Genomic DNA, 6,140 nt, shown 5'->3' on the forward strand with positions numbered 1-6,140 from the left:
GCTAGGGACGCCTGCCACACCATGAAAACCGTCACGCCATGCGCCCGCGCGACCTTTACCATTCGCGCATGCAGATCCGCTGACACCTCCACCGGAGCCTGAAAACCGCGGTGGCTCGCCACCTGCGGACGCGACCGATCAAGCGGCAAACTCAGCTCCTGGGGCACCCCCGCCAACACGCCCCGCCAATAACCCAACTGCCGGGACAGCCTGCTGTCCGGGTCCGACTCGTCCCCCAACAGACGCCGCTGCCACAGCGTGAAATCCGCATACTGCACCGGCAGAGGCGACCACCCCGGGGCGTCACCAGCACACCGCGCCGCGTACGCCACCGACACATCACGGGCCAACGGGCCCATCGACCACCCATCACCGGCGATGTGGTGGACCACCACCACCAAAACCTCGCCGTTGACCAGGACCGCCCGCAACGGCACCTCCACCGACAGGTCGAACGGCCGGCCCACCACCTCCCCGATCACCGCATCGACATCCACCGACTCCACCCGCTCCAACACCCCACCCACCTCACCCACACCCAACACCCGCTGGAACGGCTCCCCCTCCACCACCGGAAACACCGTCCGCAACACCTCATGCCGCCCCACCACATCCACCAAAGCCGCCGACAACGCCACCACATCCACACCACCAACAAGCCGCAACACCACCGGCATGTTGTACGCAGCAGTCGACCCCTCCAACTGATTGATGAACCACAACCTGCGCTGCCCAAACGACAACGGCAAACGCCCCGGACGCTCCCCCACCACCAACACCGGCCGCGCCAAACCACCCTCACCCAACCGCCCCGCCAACCCCACCGGAGTCGGCGCCTCAAACAACACCCGCAACGACAAATCCACCCCAAAAACCGACCGCAAACGACTCAACAACCGCACCGCCAACAACGAATGCCCACCCAAAGCGAAGAAGTCGTCTTCGACGCCGACGTGGTCCACTCCGAGGACGTCGGCGAAGATCGCGCACAGCATTTCCTCGCGTGCATTCGTCGGTGGCCGGCTGGAGCCGACCTCGAATTGCGGATCCGGCAGCGCCCGACGGTCAAGCTTCCCGCTGCTGGTCAACGGAAGCGCGTCGAGAACAACCACCGCAGCGGGGACCATGTACTGCGGCAACCGCTGCCCCACGAACTCCCGCACCCCAGCGCCGTCACCGACGACGTACGCCACCAGACGGTCGCCGCGCACGACCACCGCCGCCTGGGTCACGTCCGGGTGCGCGACCACGGCCGCCTGCACCTCACCCAACTCGATCCGCACACCGCGAACCTTCACCTGGTCATCGGTGCGACCCAGATAGTCCAACTCGCCGTTCCTGGTCCAGCGGACCAGGTCACCGGTGCGATACAACCGCTCACCCGACTCGAACGGGTTGGCCACGAACCGCTCCGCGGTCAAGCCGGCCCGTCCGACGTACCCCCTGGACAACTGCACACCAGCCAGATACAACTCACCCGCCGCACCCACGGGCACCGGTTGCATTGCGCTGTCCAGGACGTAGGTGCGGGTATTGGCCACCGGCGACCCGATCGTCACCGGCCCACCGTTGTCACAGCGGGTCGCGGTGACATCCACTGATGCCTCGGTCGGCCCATACAGGTTGTGCAGTTCGGTGTTTGGCAGGACAGCCAACAGTTGGTCCCGCACCGACTCCGGCAACGCCTCACCGGAACAGACCACCCGCGACAACCCCGTGCACGAGGCGGCCACCGGAACAAACGCCTCCAACATCGACGGCACAAAGTGTGCCGTCGACACGTTCTCCTCACGGATCAACTCCGCCAGATAAGCCGGGTCACGGTGACCCCCGGGGCGGGCCACCACGACCGTCGCGCCGACGATCAACGGCCAGAAGAACTCCCACACCGACACGTCGAACGTGAACGGAGTCTTCTGCACCACCCGCTCACCCACCAGCAGTCCGAACCGGTCCTGCATCCACCGCAACCGATTCACCACACCCGCATGCGACACCACCACACCCTTCGGCCGACCCGTCGACCCCGACGTAAACAACACATACGCCGCGCTATCCGAGGCCACCTCGAGTGGCGACGCCTCCGGACGGTCCAACCCGGTCACCGAGTCCACCACCACGACCGCACCCGCATCCGCCACCAACACATCCACCCGCTGCTGCGGGAACTCCGGATCAATCGGCAAATACGCGCCACCGGCCTTCAACACCCCCAGCAACGCCACCACCAAATCCAGGCCACGGCCCATCCGCACGCCCACCACAGACTCCGGACCAACCCCGGCGGACCGCAGATACCGGGCCACCGCACCAGCACGGGCGTCGAGCTCCCGATACGACACCCTCTCGCCCTCGAACACCACCGCCACCGCGTCCGGCGACGCCGCCACCTGACGGGCGAACAGCGACACCACCGTCTCGCCGGCCGGATACGACACCGCCGTGTCATTCCAGTCCACCAAAAGCTGGGAACGATGGTCGTGATCGAGGACCGGCACGAGGGGCAGCGGTAATCCTCCGCCCGCTTCCAGTGCGGCGAGCACGTTCTCGGTGGTCGTCGCCAACAGCGACGCCACCGATTTGGCGTCGATGGGGGTTGTCGCCTCCACGGTGAGGTGGAGGGTGTCACCGTCGTCGTCGATGGAAACTGCCAGCGGGTAGTTGGTGTTCTCCTGAGAGAAGACGACCGCGATGTCGTCGGCGCCGCCGACCTCGGCCTCGGTCGCCCTACTCTCCCGGTTGTCGTTGTGGCGGTAGTTGAGGATCGAGGTGAACAGTGGGGTCTCGTTGGGAACCGCGCTGGTCTGTTGCGCCGTGGCCAGTGACGCATGCTCGTGTTCCAGGAGACTGGCGAGTTGTTCGCGCATGCTGGTGACGGCGTCGCGGACGTCGTGGCGGCCGGTGTTTAGCCGGACCGGCAGCGTGTTGATGAACGGGCCCGGTGCCCGATCGGCACCGGCGCCGGCGTTCATCCGACCGAACAGGACCGTGCCGAAGACGACGTCGTCGTATCCCGAGGTGGCCGCGAGGGTACGCGCCCAGGCGACGTGCAACAACGTCGCGGGGCTGGTGCTCAGGGCACGGGCGACGTGGCGTAGCCGGGCGGTCAGCGCCGGATCCAGTCGCTGCCCGGCGCTCTGCTGGTCGGCGCCGTCGCCGTGCACGTCGCGCACGCCGTAGGGGATGGTGGGCTCGTCCAGGTCCCCGAGCAGGTCGGTGAAGTACCGGGTGTGCTCCGCGTCGGTGATACCGGTGCGGGTCTGCGCCACGAACTCACGGAACGGCACCACCGGCGCCAACGCGCTGTCGTCGCCGGCCATCACCGCGCGTACCTCGGTGATGAGCAGGTCCAGGCCCATGTGGTCCTGCACCATGTGGTGCACCCGCACCAGCGCCAGGCACTCGTCACCGTGCGGCATCGCGGCGGTGTGTACCTGGATCAGCGGCGCCCGTTGCAGGTCCATCGCCGATTCGCCCGCTGCCAACAACTCGCGCACCGGATCGGCGTCGGTGACAGTGACCTCGACCACCGGGAGGGGCGCGCGCCGCCACACCACCTGTACCGGCGCGTCGAGGCCGTCCCACACGATCGCCGTACGGAAGATGTCGTGCCGTTCGACGACCCGACCGAGCGCGCCGAGGAAACGGTCGAGCAGATCACGGGAGGCGAAACGCACCACCGTCGGCAGCACATACGCGTCGCGACCACCCTCAGCCAACAGATGGTGGAACAGCAACCCCTCCTGCAGAGGAGCCAACGGGTAGATGTCCGCCACATTCGACGCACCGCCGTCGACGGTGGCCACCACCCGGCCGATTTGCTCCGAGGTCAGCTCGACGAGTGGCAGCATCTGCGGGGTGATCTGTTCGGCGTCCGCGGGGATGGCGTTCGCCGGCACCTCGAACGTGTCCACACCACCGGTCGCGGCCAACGCCGCCGGAGTCGGGGTCTGGAAGAACGCCCGCACCGGCACCGACATGCCCCGCTGGCGCAACCACTCCACAAGCCGCACGACCAGCAGCGAATGGCCTCCGAGGGCGAAGAAGTCGTCCTCCACACCCACCGCGTCCAGGCCCAGAACCTCGGCGAACCCGGCGCACAACAACTCCTCCCGAGCGTTCGCCGCAGGCCGGCTGGACCTGACAGCCCCAGCGAAGTCCGGCGCCGGCAACGCCCGGCGGTCGAGCTTCCCGCTACTGGTCAACGGCAACTCATCCAGAACCAGCACCGCCGCCGGGACCATGTACTGCGGCAACCGTTGCCCCACGAACTCCCGCACACCGGCACCATCACCGACGACGTACGCCACGAGCCGGTCATCGCGCACGACCACCGCCGCCTGGTTCACCTGCGGGTGAGCGGCGACTGCGGCCTGCACCTCACCCAACTCGATCCGCACACCGCGAATCTTCACCTGGTCATCGGTGCGACCCAGGTAGTCGAGGTCACCGCCGGGGGTCCACCGGACCAGGTCACCAGTGCGATACAACCGCTCACCGGGCTCATACGGGTTGGCGACGAACCGCTCCGCCGTCAGACCCGCCCGACCCACGTAACCCCGCGCGAGTTGGACCCCGGCCACATACAGTTCGCCAGCCGCGCCCACCGGCACCGGTTGCAGGGCGCTGTCCAACACGTAGGTGCGGGTGTTCGCCACCGGCGACCCGATCGTCACCGGCGCGCCCACCTCACACCGGGTCGCCGTCACATCCACCGACGCCTCGGTCGGCCCGTACAGGTTGTGCAACTCCGTGTCCGGCAACACCGTCAGAAGCCGGTCCCGCACCGACTCCGGCAACGCCTCACCGGAACAGACCACCCGCGACAGGCCGGTGCACGAGGCGGCCACCGGAACAAACGCCTCCAACATCGACGGCACGAAGTGCGCAGTCGACACGCGCTCGTCACGGATCAGGTCGGCCAGGTAGGCCGGGTCACGGTGGCCGCCTGGGCGGGCGACCACGACCGTCGCGCCGACAACCAACGGCCAGAAGAACTCCCACACCGACACGTCGAACGTGAACGGGGTCTTCTGCACCACCCGCTCACCCACCAGCAGTCCGAACCGGTCCTGCATCCACCGCAACCGGTTCACCACACCCGCATGCGACACCACCACACCCTTCGGCCGACCCGTCGACCCCGACGTGAACAACACATACGCCGCACCACCCGACGACACCCGCGGCAACACCACCGGCGCCGCCGGCAACCCCACCTCCTCCACCATGACCCGCGCCACCCCGGGCGGCACCACCGACGCACATGCCGCCGACGTCACCACCGCCGCCGGCAACGCATCCGCGAACATCACCGCCACCCGCTCCACCGGAAGATCCGGGTCCACCGGCAGGTACGCACCACCAGCCTTCAGCACACCCAGCAGGGACACCACCAGATCGAGCCCACGGGGCAGGCACACCCCCACCACCGACTCCGGCCCCACACCCAACCCCACCAACGCACCTGCCACCGCACCAGCGCGAGTGTCCAACTCCCGATACGACACCGACTCGCCCTCGAACACCACCGCCACCGCGTCCGGGGTCGCCACCACCTGACGGGCGAACAACGACACCACAGTGTCGTCGACCGGGTAGGACACGGCGGTGTCGTTCCATTTGGAGAGCACCAGTGAGCGTTGCCCTTGGTCGAGAACGTCGACTCCGGTCAGCGGCAGGTCACCATCGGCTTCCAGGGCGGCGACCATATTCTCGGTGGTCGTGACCAGAAGTGACGCCACCAGTTCTGCATCAATGGGAGCGGTCGCGTCTACCGTGACGGAGATGGCGTCACCACTGTCATCAACAGAAACCGTCAACGGATAGTTGGTGCGCTCATCGGCATACACCACCTCGATACCATCGAGGACACCCTCCGACTCCACCACCGCACCACCACTGTTATGGCGGTAATTCAGCAGCGACGTGAACAACGGGGTGTTACCCGCCACCCCACTCGCGCGTTGGGCCTGAGCCAACGAGGCGTGTTCGTGTTCCACCAAACCCGCCAACTGGTCGCGCATGCTGATCACCGCCGCCCGCACACCCACCCCGCGCATACCCACCCGCACCGGCAACGTGTTGATGAACGGACCCGGCACCCGATCCGCACCCACACCCGCGTTCATCCGACCAAA

1 protein-coding gene is annotated in these 6,140 nt (G+C 67.3%); it reads right to left on the bottom strand.

All coding sequences use genetic code 11. From position 1 onward, the window contains the following. On the bottom strand, positions 1 to 6,104 hold a 6,104-nt coding region (locus tag ABZ406_RS30710; RefSeq protein ID WP_357769045.1), incomplete at its 3' end, for an amino acid adenylation domain-containing protein. Positions 6,105 to 6,140 lie beyond the last annotated feature (36 nt).

Origin of the sequence: Micromonospora sp. NPDC005710, from assembly GCF_040630995.1 — a bacterium.
In the GTDB taxonomy this organism is placed as follows: domain Bacteria; phylum Actinomycetota; class Actinomycetes; order Mycobacteriales; family Micromonosporaceae; genus Micromonospora.